A 15102-nucleotide genomic window follows, 5' to 3' on the forward strand; every position below is an offset into this window, starting at 1 on the left:
GTTCGGAAGGTTTCCCATGGCTGAGAACCCCGATGCGATCGTCACTGACGCGAAGACGGAGGGCACCGGTGGCTGCCCCGTCGCGCACGGTCGCGCCGCCCACCCGACGCAGGGCGGCGGCAACCGCCAGTGGTGGCCGGAGCGGCTCAACCTGAAGATCCTCGCCAAGGACCCTGCCGTCGCGAACCCGCTGGGCGAGGAGTTCGACTACGCCGAGGCGTTCAACGCCCTCGACCTGGCGGCCGTGAAACGGGACATCGCCGAGGTGCTGACCACTTCGCAGGACTGGTGGCCCGCCGACTTCGGCAACTACGGTCCGCTGATGATCCGGATGGCCTGGCACAGCGCCGGCACCTACCGCATCAGCGACGGCCGTGGCGGTGGCGGCCGCGGTCAGCAGCGCTTCGCGCCGCTGAACAGCTGGCCGGACAACGGCAACCTCGACAAGGCCCGCCGTCTGCTGTGGCCGGTCAAGAAGAAGTACGGCCAGTCCATCTCCTGGGCCGACCTCATGATCCTGACGGGCAACGTCGCGCTGGAGCAGATGGGCTTCGAGACCTTCGGCTTCGGCGGCGGCCGCGCCGACGTCTGGGAGGCCGACGAGGACGTGTACTGGGGTCCCGAGACCACCTGGCTCGACGACCAGCGCTACACCGGCGACCGCGAGCTGGAGAACCCGCTCGGCGCCGTCCAGATGGGCCTGATCTACGTCAACCCGGAGGGCCCCAACGGCAACCCGGACCCGATCGCCGCGGCCCGCGACATCCGTGAGACGTTCCGCCGGATGGCGATGAACGACGAGGAGACCGTCGCCCTGATCGCCGGTGGCCACACCTTCGGCAAGACCCACGGCGCGGGCCCCGCGGACGCCGTCGGCGCCGACCCCGAGGCCGCCTCCATGGAGGAGCAGGGCCTGGGCTGGAAGTCCACCTACGGTTCCGGCAAGGCCGGCGACGCGATCACCAGTGGTCTGGAGGTCACCTGGACCACCAAGCCCACCCAGTGGAGCAACGACTTCTTCAGCATCCTCTTCGGCTACGAGTGGGAGCTCACGCAGAGCCCCGCCGGCGCCAACCAGTGGGTGGCCAAGGACGCCGAGGCGATCATCCCCGACGCGCACGACCCGTCGAAGAAGCGTCTGCCCACGATGCTCACCACCGACCTCTCGCTGCGCTTCGACCCGATCTACGGCCCGATCTCCAAGCGCTTCCACGAGAACCCGGACCAGTTCGCGGACGCCTTCGCCCGCGCCTGGTACAAGCTGACCCACCGTGACATGGGCCCGAAGTCGCTGTACCTCGGCCCGGAGGTCCCGGCGGAGACGCTGCTGTGGCAGGACCCGCTGCCGCAGGCCGAGGGCGAGGCCATCGACGCCGCCGACGTCACGGCGCTCAAGGCCAAGATCCTCGACTCCGGCCTGACCGTCCCGCAGCTGATCAAGGCCGCGTGGGCGTCGGCCGCCACCTTCCGCGGCAGCGACAAGCGAGGCGGCGCCAACGGTGCCCGCGTCCGCCTGGAGCCGCAGCGCAACTGGGAGGTCAACGACCCGGACGAGCTCGGCCAGGTCCTGCGCACCCTGGAGAACATCCAGGGCGAGTTCAACTCTGGTGCCAAGAAGGTCTCCGTGGCCGACCTCATCGTCCTCGGTGGCTCCGCCGCCGTGGAGAAGGCCGCCAAGGACGCCGGTGTCGACGTCGAGGTGCCGTTCACCGCGGGCCGTGTCGACGCGACCGAGGAGCACACCGACGTCGAGTCGTTCGCCGCCCTTGAGCCGTCGTCCGACGGGTTCCGCAACTACCTCGGCAAGGGCAACCGCCTGCCGGCCGAGTACCTGCTGCTGGACCGCGCCAACCTGCTCACGCTGAGCGCCCCCGAGATGACCGTCCTGGTCGGCGGCCTGCGGGTGCTGGGTGCCAACCACAACGGCTCCAAGCACGGCGCCTTCACCGAGACGCCGGGCCGGCTCACCAACGACTTCTTCGTCAACCTGCTCGACCTGGGCACGACCTGGAAGTCCACGTCCGAGGACCAGACCACGTTCGAGGGCCGTGACGCCTCGGGCCAGGTCAAGTGGACCGGCACCCGTGCCGACCTCGTCTTCGGCTCCAACTCCGAGCTGCGCGCCCTCGCCGAGGTCTACGCGAGCGACGACGCCAAGGAGAAGTTCGTCAAGGACTTCGTCGAGGCGTGGGTCAAGGTCATGAACCTTGACCGGTTCGACCTCGTCTGATCCGTACCGAACACCACGTCCAGGCCGGCCCGCACGGGTCGGCCTGGACGTCTTTCCGGGTCCATGGGTGCCACAGAGGCCCCAGTTTTCACAGAACGCACACCGGGGCACATAAATTCTTTAGGTTTCAAGCGCTACGCTCGCGGAAACAGGGGAGTGGCCAACGACGGCCCACCCGTCGCGTCACCCGCTCCTCCTTCCCCCCACCAGCACAGGAGACCCGGCGTGTTTGACGGCGACGTAGTAGTGATCGGCGGCGGCTATGCCGGCGTCCGTCTGGCGAAGCGACTGGACACGACGGCACGGGTCACGCTGGTGGACCGCAAGGAAGTCTTCTTCCACCGCATCGCCTCCCTGCGCGCCGGGGTGCGCCCGGACTGGTCGCACAGCCCCTTCATCCCCTACGACCGGCTGCTCAGCCGTGGCCGAGTGGCCGTCGGCAAGGCCGTCCGCATCGACACCACCGAGCGACAGGTGATCCTCGGAACGGGGGAGCGGCTGCACTACGACGTCCTGGTGATCGCCACCGGCGCCGACTACCCCGAACCCGCCCGCTTCACCGGCACCACCACCGAGGAGGCGGTGAAGTCCTTCGTCACGCACCAGCAGCACGTCGCCACCGCCGACCACGTCCTGGTCGTCGGCGGCGGCCCCTCCGGGGTCGAGCTCAGCGCCGAGATCCGCCTCGCCCGGCCGGACGCCCGGGTCACCCTCGCCCACTCCGGCCCGGAACTGCTGCACTCCACGGGCAGCGCGCGGGCCGGACGCAAGGCGCGGGCCTGGCTGGAGTCCCACGACGTGGATGTGTGGCTGGACTCCTTCATGTCCCCCGGCAACGACTTCGGCACCTACCGCGACGCCCGCGGGAACATCATCGAGGCGGACCGTTCCTTCTGGGCCACCGGCACCACACCCAACACGCTCTGGCTGCGCCTGGCCGGGCACGGCGACTGGCTGACCGACTCGGGCCACGTCAAGGTCGACGAGGCGCTCCGCCTCCGGGGGTGGCTGGACGTGTTCGCGGTCGGCGACGTCAACGACGCCACCGACCTCAAGATCACCCCGGCCGCGCTCGCCCAGGCCGACCTGGCCGCCCACAACATCCGCGCCTACCTGAACAGCGCCGGCAAGCACCGCAAGAAGCCCCGCTTCTACCGGCCGATCCACCGCACCCCGCTCATCGTGCCGTTCGGCCCCGCCGACGGAGTCACCGTCCTGCCCGTGCCGGGCGGCGAGACGGCGGTCCTCGGCAGCCGCACCACCACCGTCACCAAGGCCAAGAACCTCATGACGCCCTATATGAGGCGCCAGCTCGGCTACACCGCGGCGTAGCGCTCCGCTGGGTGGGCCGGGATACGCCGTCGGTCGTCTGCGGCTTCGGTGTGGCTGGTCGCGCAGTTCCCCGCGCCCCTTAGGGGCGCGCCTGTACTGCGTATCGAAGGCGGGCGCGCCGGGTACTCGGAGCCCTCACCCAGCCGGGTGGCTGACGGAGGTGTGATGACTGACCGCAGTCAGGCGATCCTCGAGGCGGCCAAGCAGGTCGGCGCGCTGCTGAAGCGGAACGGGCACAGCTTCGCCCTCGCCGGCAGCGTGGCCGTCTACGCACACGGAGGCAGCGGCCACCTCCAGCACGACGCCGACTTCTGCGTACGCCGCTCCGACGCCGAGGCGGTGGCGGACACGCTGGCCGAGGCCGGCCTCGGCGTCCGTACGCCGCCGGAGGACTGGCTGATGAAGACCACGTGCCTCGGCGAGGACGTCGACCTCCTCTTCGAACTCGCCCATCGCCCGGTCACCACCGACATGCTGGCCCGCGCCCAGGAGATGCCGGTCGACTCGGTGCGCATGCCCGTCCTGGCGCCGACCGATCTCATGCGCGCCCTGATCGAGGCGTTCTCGGAGCACCACTGCGACTTCGGGCCGGCGCTCGCCGCGGCCCGCGCCCTGCGCGAGAAGGTCGACTGGGAGGACGTACGCGCCTCCTGCGGGGACGAGCCGATGCCCGCGGCGTTCTTCTACCTCCTGGAACGCCTGAACGTGATCGAGCCCCGGGAGGTGCACCGATGAGCGGACACGGCGGCCGACCCGCCCCCGGCGCGGCGGAGAGCCTGGACTACCGGGTCGCCCACTTCGCCGACCACCTCGCCGCCGGCGACCTCGGAGAACTCGGCGTGCGGATCGAGATCCGCGGTGAGGCGGTCCTGCTGACCGGGACCGTGCCGTCGGTGGCGTGCCGTGCCGACGTCCTGCGCCTGGCCCGCGAGGAGCTGCCCGGAACCCCCGTCCACTGCGACATCGTGGTCGCGGACGCCTCCGTGCCGGACCACGCCGAGGAGGTCGGATGATCCGGATCGCGGCCGTCGGGGACATCCATCTGGGCCCCGAGAGCCAGGGCGTGCTCCGCCCCTCGTTCGAGACGCTGGACGGCAGCGCCGACGTCCTGCTGCTCGCCGGGGACCTCACCCGCCACGGCACCCGTGAGGAGGCCCAGGTGGTCGCACGGGAGATCAAGGACCTGCCGGTCCCCGTGGTCGCGGTCCTCGGCAATCACGATCACCACGCCGACTGCCCGCAGGAGGTCGCCGCAGTGCTCCGGGAGGCGGGCGCGCGGGTCCTGGAAGGGCAGGCCACCGTGGTCGGCGACGGCGACGTGTGCATCGGCGTGGCCGGCACGAAGGGGTTCGGCGGCGGGTTCGTGGGCCGCTGCGCAGGCGAGTTCGGCGAACCGCTGATGAAGGAGTTCGTCCGGTACTCGCGGAGGTGTGCCGACAGCCTGCGGGCCGCCCTGGAGGAACTCGGCGGGCAGGACTGCGACGTACGCATCGCCCTGACCCACTTCTCCCCGGTGCCGGACACGCTGGCCGGCGAGCCGCCCGAGATCTATCCGTTCCTCGGCAGCTATCTGCTGGCCGAGGCGATCGACAGGGCCGGCGCCGACCTCGCGGTGCACGGGCACGCCCACCTCGGGACGGAACACGGCATGACCAGCGGGGGAGTGAAGGTGCGCAACGTCGCGCAGCCGGTGATCGGCCGGGCGTTCCACGTCTACCACCTGTCGGAGCCCGGCTGAGGCCGCCTTTCCGGTGCGACGGGTACGTTTGGATGGATTCCCGTTCCCCGCCAGTTCCCGGACGGTCCGGCAGTGCTCGCAGATCTCTCCCCGCTCATCGCGGCGACCACCCAGTGGCTGACGCTCTCCTACCCGGCGTGCGGTGGCGCGCTGGCGGCTGCCCTGAGCGAGGTGCAGGCCCGCCAGGCCGTCACGGTCGCGGCGTGGCTGCGCTATCCGACGCCGACCGACGCCGCCCTGGTGCAGATGGCCGGCCCCGGTGGCACGGCCGGGCTGGACTGGATCACCGGCGCGGACCCGGCCGGGCACGACGACGCGGACGACTCCGCCTGGCGCACCTGGGTCGACGAGGTGGTCGCCAGCTGGGCCGCCTGCCTGCTCAGCGACGGCGAGCTGGCCCGGCTCGCCATCGCCCGGCTCGCCAACGGCGGCGGTACGCCGGGTGCGCCGGTCGAGTTCCGGCGCCTGGTGTCCCCCGACACCCGCGACCGCGAGGCGGCGGCCCTGCTGCGCCACCCCGACCTCGTCGCCCCCGTGGCGGCCCTGCACCGCCCGGCCCTGCACGAGCGCATCGACCCGGGCCGGGCGCTGACCGCCTGAGGACGGCCGAGCGGGGCCGTCAGTCCGGCTTGCCGCGTCCCGTCAGCGCGTCGCGCAGACGGTCGACCAGCCCGGCCCCCGGAGCCAGCAGCTTGTTGGCCGGCGGCCTGTCCGGGGCGGCCGGGTGCGGCCGGGTCGGCGCCACCTTCTTGGCCTGACGCACCTTGTCGCCCAGATCGTCGAGTGCCTCCGGGGGACAGGCCGCGCGCAACTGGGGGAAGAGGGCGCCCTCCTCGTCGGCGATGTGCGAGCGGACGTCCGTCATCAGCATCCCGATCAGCCGGTCGAACTCGGGATCGGCGGCGTCGCACCCCTCCAGGTCCTTCATGATCCGCTCGGCCCTGGAGTGGTCCTCGATCTCCCGGTCGGCGATGGCGTCCCCGCCCGCGACATGCCGCCGCACGGCCGGGTACAGGTACTCCTCCTCCGCCACCGAGTGCCGCACCAGCTCCATCGTGGCCTGGTCGGCGTACAGCTTGCGGTCCTCGTGACCGGGCGCGAGCCCCTCGATCCGGCCGAAGAGTTCCTCGACCTCGCGGTGATCGGTCATGAGTTCGTCGATGACGTTCCCACCATGACCCATGTTCTGTTCACCTCCGTACTTCCGCGGCGGCCCGGACGGGCGCGCCGTGCGCGTCGAGTGCCCGCATCCGACGGATGCAACACGGCGCCGCCCCGCGCGCCGACGCCGTCAACGCGCCGCCTAGGGTGCGGGCATGACCTCGCAGCCGTACCTCTCCGAACTGTTCTCGCTGGACCGCCGGGTCGCCGTGGTGACCGGCGGCAGCTCCGGCATCGGCCGGGCCATCGCCGAGGCGCTCGCGCGGGCCGGCGCGAGTGTCGTGGTCGTGGCGCGCAGGAAGGCGGAGCTGGCCGCGACGGTCGACGAGCTGACGGCCCACGGCTGCCGGGCCGCGTGGGTGAGCGCCGACCTGGGCACGCGCGACGGTGTGCGCGCCGCGGCCGAGGAGGCGGTCGAGGCGTTCGGCGAGCCGGACATCCTCGTCAACTGCGCCGGGATCAACCTGCGCCCGCCGATGGGCGAGCTGGGCGAGGACGTGTGGGACACCACGATGGCCGTGAACCTGGACGCGCCGTATCTGCTGGGCGAGCGGTTCGGGCCCGGCATGGCGGAGCGCGGCTTCGGACGGATCATCCACATCACCTCCCAGCAGGCGCACCGGGCGTTCGTGCAGAGCGGCGCCTACGGTGTCTCCAAGGGGGCGCTGGAATCGCTGGCCCGCTCCCAGGCGGAGGCGTGGTCGCCGTACGGCGTCACCTGCAACACCCTTGTGCCGGGCTTCGTCATGACGCCGCTCAACACACGCCTGTCGTCCGACCCGGAGCGGGTCGCGGCGCTCGCCGCGCGCACGATGGTCGGGCGCAACGGCCTGGCCGAGGACTTCGCCGGCGCGGCGGTGTTCCTCGCGAGCCGCGCGTCCGCCTATGTCACCGGCCAGTCGATCTTCGTCGACGGCGGGTTCTCGGTCCACTGAGCCCGCGAGAGCGGGCCCGTCACCGCAGGTCGAGCCGCATCAGGATGCGGGGGTGACCGGCCAGCACGGACGTCGTGTCGGCGACATGGACGAACCCGGCGCGCTCGAAGTTCTTGCGGAGCCCGGCGTACGCCATCGTCAGGTCGACCCTGGCGCCAGCGTTGTCGAGGGGGTACGCCTCGACCACCGGCGCGCCCCGGTCGCGGGCGAAGTCGACGGCGCCCGCGATGAGGGCGTGGCTGATGCCCTGCTTGCGATGGCCGGGGCGGACGCGGACGCACCACAGCGACCACACCGGCAGGTCGTCGACGTGCGGGATCTTGCGGTTGCGGGCGAAGGACGTGGCCGAGCGCGGCGCCACCGCGGCCCAGCCGACCGGCTCGTCACCGTCGTAGGCGAGCACCCCGGGCGGGGGATCGGCGCGGCACAGCCCGGCGACGTACTCGCCGCGGGCCGGTCCGCGCAGCTCGTTGTTCAGCTTCGACGGGATCCGGTAGCTCAGACACCAACAGACGTTCGCCCCGGGCGACTTCGGGCCGAGCACGGCGTGGACGTCCTCGAAGACGGCGGCGGGGCGGACTTCTATGGCCATGGCACCACGATGTCACGGCGCGTACCTGAGCGGCGGGTGACTCGGCGGCTCACGCCGTGGCGTGGAACCCGTGCAGCGTCCTCGCCACCTCCGTGTCGGAGACCTGGCCGAAGTCCTCGTACCACTCACCGATGACATGGAGGCCCGCGGGCTGCTCCAGGCACACGAGGTCGTCGCACTCGGTGCGGACGGATTCGACGGTCCTGGGGCTGCCGACGGGGACCGCCAGGACCAGCCGTGCCGGACCGTGGCGGCGCAGGAAGCGCAGCGCGGCCACCGCGGTCAGACCGGTGGCCAGGCCGTCGTCGACGAGGACGACCGTGCGGCCGTCGATCGACGGGGGCGGGCGGCGGCCGCGGTAGAGGTACTCGAGGCGGTGCAGTTCGTTGCGTTCCCGCACGACGACGTCGCCGAGCCGGTCCTCGGACAGATGCATCATCGCCAGGCTCTGCCGGTCGTACAGCGGTGGATCGTCCGCGGCGACCGCGCCGATCGGCGTCTGCGGCCGGATCGGAGTGCTGATCTCGCCGGCGACCAGCACGTCCAGCGGGGCGTGCAGGGCCCGGGCGACCTCCACGGCCACGGGCACGCCGCCGCGGGGCAGGGCCAGCACGAGCACATTGGGCAGATCGCCGGAGTCGGCCCACTCGACCAGCCGCAGGCCGAGCTCCTGTCCGGCGTGGGTACGGTCGCGAAACGGCACGGCGCTCCTCCCTCACGCTCGACGCAGCCGCCGAGTGCCCGGCGTACCCACCGCGAAACGGGCAGGCGCGGCCGGACGGGCCGGCCGCCCGCACCGCTTTTCGCGTGTTGCGAGGCGGGAACCCGGGTAACCCCGGCACAATCCGGAGTCCTCAACGCGACGTGGCCGGTACGCCGGGCTGCGCACCGGCCACGCGGAGCGCATGGTGGTGACATGAGCACGCGTCCCCTTGTGGTGGTGCTGCCGCCGGGGTCCGACGGCGGCCGTCAGGTGACGATCCGTGGCGAGCCGACGGGCACCGCGTACAGCCTGTTCGACGTCATGGACCTGGTGCACCGCGCGGGCCTGCCCGCCGAGGACCGGGCCGTCGACGACCCCGACCTGATCGAATGGCGCGGCGGTGGACCGTACGACTGGAACGGCACGGACACGTCCGACACGGCGAACGAGTGAACGCCGACGGCTGGATGAAGGGCAGACCCATGCAGTTCCGTGACCGTACGGTGGCCGGGCGGGAGCTGGCGGAGCAGCTGCGCGTCCGGCAGGACAAGGGCATGCTCGCGCAGCCCGTCGTCCTCGCCCTGCCCCGCGGCGGCGCCGCCGTCGCCCGGGAGATCGCCCGGGCGCTGGATGCCCCGCTGGACGTCCTCGTCGTACGCAAGATCGGGGCGCCGTTCCACCAGGAGTTCGGGGTCGGCGCGCTCGCGGGCGGCGACGACCCGCCGCTGTTCGACGAGCCGACGCTGGACCGGCTGGGCCTGAGCGAGGCGGATCTCGCGCCGGTGGTGGAGCGGGAGCGCAAGGAGCTGCGGCGGCGCGAGGAGCGCTATCGGCAGGGCCGCCCGGCGCCGGAGCTGCGCGGCCGTACCGCCATCGTGGTCGACGACGGCGTGGCGACCGGCTCCACCGCACGCGTCGCGGTGCGCGCCGTACGCGGCCGGGAGCCCGGGCGCCTGGTGCTCGCCGTCCCCGTCTGCGCTCCGGAAGCGGCCGAGGAGCTGCGCCGGGAGGTCGACGATTTCGTCTGCCTGCACCAGCCGAGGCTGTTCAGCTCGGTCGGCGAGTGGTACGAGGACTTTCGCCAGCTCACCGACGACGATGTGCTGGCGGTGCTGCGGGGCGAGTGAGGCTCACCCCAACAGTGAGGCTCACCCCAAAGGGGCGGGCTTCCTGAGGGTGAGTGCGCCGTCCGGGCCCAGCGCGACATGGACGCCGTAGCCGATCCGGTCGAGGGTCGTGTGCAGCCAGCCGCGGTCCTCCCGCGGCGCCGGTTCCAGCCGCATCCGGCGGGCCAGCAGGGGCTCCATGCGCAGGTCGGTCAGCTCGCCGGTGTCCGACGCCAGCGTGACGAAGTAGGCGATGCGCAGGTCGTCGCGGTACTGCTCGTACCCCGGGATGCCCTCGTAGTCGTCGATGAAGTCGCCGCAGCCGTGCAGGACGAGCCGGTCCCGGTACACCTCGACGGCGCGCGGGTGGTGCGAGGAGTGGCCGTGCACGACGTCGGCGCCGCCGTCCACCAGGGCGTGCGCGAAGCGGCGCTGGTCGCGGGGGACGACATAGCCCCAGTTGGAGCCCCAGTGCACGGACACGACCACGATGTCGCCGGGCCGTTTCACCCGCCGTATCCGCCGCACGGCCGCGGCCGCCGTCGCCGGCGACAGCTCGGGTACATAGGCGACGCCGGGCAGGTCGGCCGTCGCCGCCCAGTCGGCCGGGATGCCGCTGGTGGCGACGCCGAGGGCGAAGACGAGTATCCGGCCGCCGTGGGGGAGCGGCAGCGCCACGGGCGCGTACGCCTCCTCGGCCCCGCGCCCCGCACCCGCCGTCCGCAGCCCCGCCCCGTGCAGCACGTCGAGCGTCTCCCGCAGACCGGCGCGGCCGAAGTCCCGCACATGGTTGTTGGCCAGCACGCACACGTCGGGCCGGGCCACCGTGAGAGCGGGCAGGTTGGCCGGGTGCATGCGGTAGTGCACCGCCTTGCCGGGCTCGAACGCGTCGCTGCGCGTCACGGACGTCTCCAGGTTGACGATCCGGACGTCGGGACCGTTCGACTCCAGCAGCCGTAGCGCCTCGCCCCACGGCCAGGACGGGTCGACGGGCGCCGGGATGGGGCCGCTCACCGACTCCGCCATGCTCACGTAGGCGCGGGCGTCCGTGACGTACCCCTCCCGCAGCTCCGGGTCGCCGGGGCGGGCCAGGATCTGGTCGACGCCACGTCCGAGCATCACGTCGCCGCAGACGAACAGCGTCACCGTGTCGCCGCTCATGTCTCCACGGTACGAGCCCCACCGGGCCCCGGGAACGCCGGGGGGCGCCCCGGTAGGAAACGCCCCGCGCGGGTACCCCGCACCTGCGACGCCGGGTGTGGGACTCCGTCGGCCCGGGCGCGGGAGGCCGTCATGGAACTGGTCCAGGAAGCTCCCCACCGCTTCCGTATCGCCCCGCACGGCCCGATGCGGGTGCCGGGCGTGGTGTTCGCGTCCCGGAACCTGCTCAGGGACGCCGAGCAGTCACTGGAGCAGGTGGCCGCGGTGGCCACGCTGCCCGGCATCGTCGGCGCCTCGTACGCCATGCCCGACATCCACTGGGGATACGGCTTCCCCATCGGCGGCGTCGCGGCGACCGACGTGGCCGAGGGCGGGGTCGTCTCGCCGGGCGGGGTCGGCTTCGACATCTCCTGCGGGGTGCGGCTGCTGGCCGCCGACACCGACGGCGAGGGGCTGCGGGCGGCGCTGCCCGCCGTGATGGACGGCCTCGACCGGGCCATTCCGCGCGGCGCGGGGCCCGGCGGGGTGTGGCATCTGACCGGCCCGGGGGAGCTGGAGCGGATCCTGCGCGGCGGGTCGCGGTACGCGGTCCAGGAGGGGCACGGCGAGGAGCGCGACCTGACGCGCTGCGAGGACGGCGGGGCGGTCGCCGACGCCGACGTCGACCAGGTCAGCGCGCGGGCGCGCGAGCGCGGCCTCGGCCAGGTCGGCAGCCTCGGCTCGGCCAACCACTTCCTGGAGGTGCAGGTCGTCGACGAGGTGTACGACGAGACGGCCGCCGCCGCCTTCGGGCTCGCCCCCGGCCAGGTGTGCGTGATGATCCACTGCGGCTCCCGCGGCCTCGGCCACCAGATCTGCACCGATCACGTCCGGCTGATGGACCGCGCGATGGCCCGCTACGGCATCAAGGTCCCGGACCGCCAACTGGCCTGCACGCCGGTCGAGTCACCGGAGGGCGAGAGGTACCTCGGCGCCATGGCCGCCGCGGCCAACTACGGCCGCGCCAACCGCCAGTTGCTGTCCGACGCGGCCCGCACGGTCTTCCGCAGGGCCGCCGGCACCCGGCTGTCCCTGGTGTACGACGTCTCCCACAACCTCGCCAAGATCGAGACCCACCCGGTGGCCGGGGCCCGCCGCACGCTCTGCGTCCACCGCAAGGGCGCCACCCGGGCCTTCCCGCCCGGCCACCCGGACCTCCCCGACGAACTGCGCGCGACCGGCCAGCCGGTGCTGATCCCCGGCACGATGGGCACCGCCTCCTACGTCCTGGTCGGCGTGACCGGCGGCGACGCGTTCTCCTCCACCTGCCACGGCGCCGGCCGGGTCCTCAGCCGCCACCGCGCCGCCCGCGCCGTGGGCGGCCGGGAGCTGCGGGCCCGGCTGGAGTCGGCGGGCATCGCGGTACGCCCGCGGTCGTTGCGCGGCCTGGCGGAGGAGACTCCCGAGGCGTACAAGGACGTGAACGAGGTGGTGGCCGCGAGTGAGGGTGCGGGGCTGTGCCGGACGGTGGCCCGGCTGGTGCCGCTGGGGGTGGTGAAGGGCTGAGGCCGCCAGGGGTGGAGGCCGCTGGGGTGATGGCCGCTGGGGGCGGTGAAGGGCTGCGGTCCGCGGCCGCCGCACCCCTCACACGTCCACGGTCACCGCGCACGACCACCCGTACGGACCCGGCCCGATGCGCAGCCCGTGCCAGGAGACGCCCTTCGGGCCGGCGCCGGTGACCTCCACGTCCGCCAGGTCGGCGAGGGCGAGCCGCACGTCGAGGTCGCCGTCCTCGGTGTCGGCCTCCAGGTCGACCGGCACCCGGCCGTCCACGTCGAGACGCAGGACCACCTCGTCGAGGAGCGCGGTCAGCAGCCCCTCGTCGCTGTCCTCGGCGAGCCGCACCCGCTCCACCGAGGTGGGCCGCACCGCCGCGATGTCGGCGAAGCACTCCACCATCCCCAGCGCGGCCTCCACCAGACAGCGCTCCCGGCTCACACCCCACGCCTCGATCCGCACGTCGGCGGTGTGCGGCACCGTCCGGTGGCCGCTCTCGCCGCGCCGCCGCGCCTGGATGTCGTCGTCCATGTCGCCGACCATGGGCACCACCTGATCCGCCGAGTCGTCCCCGAGGAGTGCTCCACGGATAGGGGTACCCGAGACGGGGCACCGCGTACCGCCGGGACCGAAGGAGCCGACATGCCGGACATGGAGCGGGACGAGGCGCGCGGGCGGTTCACCGAGGCATCCGTCGCACGGCTGGCGACGGTCGACCCCGAGGGCCGGCCGCATCTGGTGCCGGTCGTGTTCGCGGCGCGCGGCGACGAGGTCGTCACCGCCGTGGACGGCAAGCCGAAGCGGTCGCGGCGGCTCAGGCGGCTGCGCAACATCGCCGTCAGCCCGGCCGTCTGCCTGCTGGTGGACGCCTACGACGACGACTGGGACCGCCTGTGGTGGGTCAGGGCGGACGGCGGCGCCCGGATCCTGCCGCCCGAGGCGCCGGACGAGGCCGCGCATGCCGAGTACGCCGACGCCGTGGAGCTGCTGCGGCAGAAGTACCCGCAGTACCGGCAGGAGCCCCCGGAAGGGCCCGTGATCGTGATCACCGTCCTGCACTGGAGCGGCTGGCGGGCCGTGCCGGACGACGAGTGAGGTGCGGGCGCGGCGGTCCACAGCCGCAGACCCATTGACCTTGACCATCCACGAACATAATCTCCGTCCTCATATGTAGACGAGGTCTTCATGTGCGGATCCCATTCAGTGGGGTGAACGTAGGCGGCCGGCGTTCGAAGGAGAACAGAGATATGCCGCTCGTGGTGGTCGGGACCAGCGTCCTGGTCCTGCTCGTCCTGATGACCAGGCTCAAACTGAACGGCTTCGCGGCCCTGCTGCTGGTGGCGGTGGGCGTCGGCCTGGTCCAGGGCATCGGGATGGAGAAGATCCCGGACATCCTCGCCGAGGGCATCGGCGACCAGGTCGGCGACACCATGCTCACCATCGGCCTCGGTGCCATGGTCGGCCGGGTGATGGGCGACTCCGGCGCCGCCCAGCGCATAGCCGGCCGGCTGCTCGAGGTCTGCGGGCCGCGCTGGGTGCAGGTGGCCATGGTGCTGACGGCCATGCTCATCGGCGTGACGATGTTCTACGAGGTGGCCTTCGTCATCATCGTGCCGATCGCGTTCACCCTGGTCCGGGTCACCCGGGCGAACCTGCTGTGGGTGGGGCTGCCCATGTCGATCGCCCTGTCCACCATGCACAGCTTCCTGCCGCCCCACCCCGGCCCCACCGCGGTCGCCGCCACCTTCCACGCCTCCGTCGGACTGACCCTGTTCTACGGCCTGTTCATCGCCGTGCCGATCGGCGCGACCATCGCCCTGCTGTGGCCCCTGCTGCCCTTCGTCCGGGCGATGAACCCCGCCATCCCCAAGGGCCTGGTCAGCGAGCGGGTCTTCGAGGACGACGAGATGCCCGGCATGGGCTGGTCGCTGTCCGTCGCCCTGCTGCCCGTGGTGCTGATCGCCGGTGCGGCGGTGGCCGACCTGGCCGGCGCCGGCGACGGCGGCCCGATGCACTTCGTGGCCTTCATCGGCTCCGCCCCGATCGCCCTGCTGCTCACCCTGCTCGTGGCGGTCTGGGCGTTCGGCCCGCGCATCGGCCGCAGCCTGGCCGAGGTCAGCGCCTCCTGCAAGGAGGCCGCCCAGGCGATGGCGATGATCCTCCTCGTCATCGGCGCGGGCGGCGCCTTCAAGAACGTCCTCGTCGAGGGCGGGATCTCCGACTACATCAAGGACGTCACCGACGGCTGGTCGATCTCCCCGATCGTCCTGGCCTGGCTGATCGCGGCCATCCTGCGCATCGCCCTCGGCTCCGCGACCGTCGCCGTCGTCACCGCCTCCGGCGTGGCACTGCCCCTGCTCGCGGGCAGCGGCGTCCACCCCGAGGTGATGGTGCTCGCCGTCTCCTGCGGCTCGATCGCCTTCTCCCACGTCAACGACCCGGGATTCTGGATGTTCAAGGAGTACTTCAACCTGTCCGTCCTCGACGCCATCAAGGCACGCACCACCTACACCACGGTGCTCGCGATCCTCGGCCTCGGCGGCGTACTGGTCCTGGAACAGGTCCTCGACGCCCTCAAGGTCTGACCCACCGCCCGCCCTCACGAGAA

At 72.5% G+C, this 15102-nt stretch carries 17 protein-coding genes; 12 read left to right on the forward strand and 5 right to left on the reverse strand.

Annotation, left to right across the window (positions count from 1 at the left end; translation table 11 throughout):
* Window positions 1-16 precede the first annotated feature (16 nt).
* The 6 genes from katG to IM697_RS19660 all read left to right on the forward strand — a co-directional run bounded on the left by katG (window position 17) and on the right by IM697_RS19660 (window position 5900).
* Window positions 17-2230: a catalase/peroxidase HPI gene (gene katG, locus IM697_RS19635; RefSeq protein ID WP_194049006.1), complete on the forward strand. Its 2214-nt coding sequence runs from the start codon at window positions 17-19 to the stop codon at window positions 2228-2230.
* A gap of 225 nt (window positions 2231-2455) precedes the next feature.
* Window positions 2456-3562 (forward strand): NAD(P)/FAD-dependent oxidoreductase, encoded by a 1107-nt coding sequence (locus tag IM697_RS19640; RefSeq protein ID WP_194049007.1) that lies wholly within the window; start codon window positions 2456-2458, stop codon window positions 3560-3562.
* Between the two features lie 96 nt (window positions 3563-3658).
* The gene (locus tag IM697_RS19645) at window positions 3659-4297 is read left to right on the forward strand and encodes a hypothetical protein (protein WP_228044976.1); all 639 of its coding nucleotides are present in this window, start codon (window positions 3659-3661) and stop codon (window positions 4295-4297) included.
* Window positions 4294-4575 (forward strand): BON domain-containing protein, encoded by a 282-nt coding sequence (locus IM697_RS19650; RefSeq protein ID WP_194049008.1) that lies wholly within the window; start codon window positions 4294-4296, stop codon window positions 4573-4575. Before IM697_RS19645 ends, IM697_RS19650 begins: the two co-directional genes overlap by 4 nt.
* Entirely contained in the window at window positions 4572-5300 is a 729-nt protein-coding gene (locus IM697_RS19655) for a metallophosphoesterase family protein (RefSeq protein ID WP_194049009.1), read from the forward strand. Before IM697_RS19650 ends, IM697_RS19655 begins: the two co-directional genes overlap by 4 nt.
* A gap of 72 nt (window positions 5301-5372) precedes the next feature.
* On the forward strand, window positions 5373-5900 hold the full coding sequence (locus IM697_RS19660) for a hypothetical protein (protein ID WP_194049010.1): 528 nt from the start codon (window positions 5373-5375) through the stop codon (window positions 5898-5900).
* A gap of 19 nt (window positions 5901-5919) precedes the next feature.
* Here the strand turns inward: IM697_RS19660 and IM697_RS19665 are convergent, their stop codons facing one another.
* On the reverse strand, window positions 5920-6483 hold the full coding sequence (locus tag IM697_RS19665) for a hemerythrin domain-containing protein (protein WP_194049011.1): 564 nt from the start codon (window positions 6481-6483) through the stop codon (window positions 5920-5922).
* A gap of 133 nt (window positions 6484-6616) precedes the next feature.
* Between IM697_RS19665 and IM697_RS19670 the strand changes: the two genes are divergently transcribed.
* Window positions 6617-7396 (forward strand): SDR family NAD(P)-dependent oxidoreductase, encoded by a 780-nt coding sequence (locus IM697_RS19670; protein WP_194049012.1) that lies wholly within the window; start codon window positions 6617-6619, stop codon window positions 7394-7396.
* A 19-nt stretch (window positions 7397-7415) separates the two neighbouring features.
* On the opposite strand, the gene IM697_RS19675 is transcribed toward IM697_RS19670, so the two are convergent.
* Both IM697_RS19675 and IM697_RS19680 read right to left on the reverse strand, forming a co-directional pair.
* Entirely contained in the window at window positions 7416-7988 is a 573-nt protein-coding gene (locus tag IM697_RS19675) for a GNAT family N-acetyltransferase (RefSeq protein ID WP_194049013.1), read from the reverse strand.
* A 49-nt stretch (window positions 7989-8037) separates the two neighbouring features.
* Window positions 8038-8691, reverse strand: a complete 654-nt coding sequence (locus tag IM697_RS19680) for a phosphoribosyltransferase (protein WP_194049014.1) — start codon at window positions 8689-8691, stop codon at window positions 8038-8040.
* A 213-nt stretch (window positions 8692-8904) separates the two neighbouring features.
* On the opposite strand from IM697_RS19680, the gene IM697_RS19685 reads away from it, so the two are divergent.
* Both IM697_RS19685 and IM697_RS19690 read left to right on the forward strand, forming a co-directional pair.
* Window positions 8905-9144, forward strand: coding sequence for a hypothetical protein (locus tag IM697_RS19685; protein ID WP_194049015.1), 240 nt, complete (start codon window positions 8905-8907; stop codon window positions 9142-9144).
* Window positions 9145-9173: 29 nt separating this feature from the next.
* The gene (locus IM697_RS19690; protein ID WP_194049016.1) at window positions 9174-9818 is read left to right on the forward strand and encodes a phosphoribosyltransferase; all 645 of its coding nucleotides are present in this window, start codon (window positions 9174-9176) and stop codon (window positions 9816-9818) included.
* Between the two features lie 21 nt (window positions 9819-9839).
* On the opposite strand, the gene IM697_RS19695 is transcribed toward IM697_RS19690, so the two are convergent.
* Entirely contained in the window at window positions 9840-10958 is a 1119-nt protein-coding gene (locus IM697_RS19695) for a CapA family protein (RefSeq protein WP_194049017.1), read from the reverse strand.
* A gap of 132 nt (window positions 10959-11090) precedes the next feature.
* Between IM697_RS19695 and IM697_RS19700 the strand changes: the two genes are divergently transcribed.
* Entirely contained in the window at window positions 11091-12503 is a 1413-nt protein-coding gene (locus IM697_RS19700; protein ID WP_194049018.1) for an RtcB family protein, read from the forward strand.
* A gap of 78 nt (window positions 12504-12581) precedes the next feature.
* Here the strand turns inward: IM697_RS19700 and IM697_RS19705 are convergent, their stop codons facing one another.
* Window positions 12582-13037, reverse strand: coding sequence for an archease (locus tag IM697_RS19705; RefSeq protein ID WP_194049019.1), 456 nt, complete (start codon window positions 13035-13037; stop codon window positions 12582-12584).
* Between the two features lie 99 nt (window positions 13038-13136).
* On the opposite strand from IM697_RS19705, the gene IM697_RS19710 reads away from it, so the two are divergent.
* Together IM697_RS19710 and IM697_RS19715 are read left to right on the forward strand one after the other, a co-directional pair.
* On the forward strand, window positions 13137-13589 hold the full coding sequence (locus IM697_RS19710; protein WP_194049020.1) for a TIGR03668 family PPOX class F420-dependent oxidoreductase: 453 nt from the start codon (window positions 13137-13139) through the stop codon (window positions 13587-13589).
* A gap of 152 nt (window positions 13590-13741) precedes the next feature.
* Complete coding sequence (locus IM697_RS19715; protein ID WP_194049021.1) at window positions 13742-15079, forward strand: gluconate:H+ symporter; 1338 nt, start codon at window positions 13742-13744, stop codon at window positions 15077-15079.
* Window positions 15080-15102: the final 23 nt, after the last annotated feature.

This window comes from Streptomyces ferrugineus (assembly GCF_015160855.1).
Classification (GTDB): Bacteria; Actinomycetota; Actinomycetes; order Streptomycetales; family Streptomycetaceae; genus Streptomyces; species Streptomyces ferrugineus.